General features: G+C 35.2%; 1 pseudogene. It reads left to right on the top strand.

Going from position 1 to position 341, the window contains the following annotated elements:
• Window positions 1-341: pseudogene (locus GJV76_RS15670) on the top strand (alpha/beta hydrolase); the annotation flags it as partial.

The raw sequence follows: 341 nt of genomic DNA, 5'->3' as shown, positions 1-341 counted from the left end.
GCTGCTCCCGTTGTTACAGGTAAACAACTATTCCTCTATCAATTACAAAACAGTGAAAATATATTTAATGATTACTTTCTCTACAATACACGCGAAGAAAAAGAGAATATATGTTCGGAGTTAATTGATTTTGCCATTGCCCATCAAGAAGAAAAAAGGTTTTGGAAAGTGTATAGAAAAGAAGTAAAGAGAGTCGGTTACACAAAGAAAAGACATGCTACTCGTTTCCCTTTTTTACTTGGCTATCTGGAGCGTGATTTAGTGTCAAAAGACCGCATTGATGTATTGAAAAACACCAACATCCCCGTTTTTTATATGATTGGTTCAGAGGATGTGATTGT

The sequence above is a fragment of the Myroides albus genome, from assembly GCF_009711045.1.
GTDB classification, from domain to species: Bacteria; Bacteroidota; Bacteroidia; order Flavobacteriales; family Flavobacteriaceae; genus Flavobacterium; species Flavobacterium album_A.
The sequence above is the reverse complement of the archived record's forward strand: the minus strand, read 5'-3'. Positions and strand labels throughout refer to the sequence as shown.